Raw genomic sequence first — 1,207 nt, forward strand, 5'->3', positions numbered from 1 at the left:
TGGCGGAATACGCCAATCGTTTCGGTGAAATCATCAAAACGGTGGTTGGTGCGCAGGATTTGTACGTAGAACCGATTACGGGGTTGCCACAGGTCATTGTAAAATATAACCGGGCGAATATTGCCCAATTCGGGCTAAATATCGTAGCTGTCAACCGGGTGGTTAACACCGCTTTTGCCGGACAAAGCGCGGGTAAGGTTTACGAGGGCGAAAAACGGTTTGACCTGGTGCTCCGGCTGGACGAACAGCAACGGGAGGACCTGGAAGACATCCGCAACCTGCTGATCCCGACACCGAGGGGCGGCCAGATTCCGCTATACCAGGTGGCTGATGTCAGCATCCAGAACGGTCCTGCCCAGATACAGCGTGAAGATGCCAAGCGACGGATCGTGGTAGGCTTCAATGTCAGGGGGCGCGATGTACAAAGCATCGTAAACGAACTGCAGAAGAAAGCCGACCTGCAGGTCAACCTATCTCCGGGCTACTACATCACCTACGGTGGTGCGTTTGAAAGCCTCAACCAGGCAAAGGACCGCCTGATGGTCGCCGTTCCGGTGTCACTTGTGCTGATATTTGTGCTCCTGTTTTTTGCTTTCCATTCCATCAAAGAAAGCCTATTGATCTATACAGCCATTCCGCTTTCTGCCATCGGTGGTATTTTCCTGCTGGCTTTACGTGGGATGCCATTCAGCATCAGCGCCGGCGTGGGATTCATCGCATTATTCGGCGTAGCTGTGCTCAACGGCATTGTACTCGTTGCCGAATTCAACCGCCTGAAACAAGCCGGAGAAAAGGATTTATATGCAATTGCGCTCAACGGCACCAAAACGCGGTTACGGCCGGTATTGATGACCGCTTTCGTGGCTTCGCTCGGGTTTCTGCCAATGGCTGTCAGCCGGGGTGCAGGAGCCGAAGTGCAACGGCCCCTTGCAACAGTGGTAATCGGCGGGTTGCTTATCGCAACGTTCCTGACCCTCTTCGTGCTGCCCACCTTGTTTATCTGGCTTGAAAAAATCAAGCTTCCCAAATGGACTTTCGGCAAAAAAAACACGGTGGTTGCGGTGCTGCTGCTGATCCAGCTTCCGGTGTTTGCCCAGACCATCACGCTGGAACAAGCCCTTGATACGGCGGCGAAAAACAACCTTTCGGTAAAAAGCAGCGAGTTGCTTGCCGAATATTATGCAAAAAGGAAGGCAACGTCCTTCAA

The 1,207-nt window shown here is 52.9% G+C and carries 1 protein-coding gene; it reads left to right on the top strand.

Annotation, left to right across the window (positions count from 1 at the left end):
• The coding region (locus IEX60_RS24700; RefSeq protein WP_188754063.1) for an efflux RND transporter permease subunit at positions 1–1,207 on the top strand (1,207 nt) is incomplete at both ends.

The organism is Parapedobacter defluvii (assembly GCF_014642075.1).
GTDB lineage: Bacteria > Bacteroidota > Bacteroidia > Sphingobacteriales > Sphingobacteriaceae > Parapedobacter > Parapedobacter defluvii.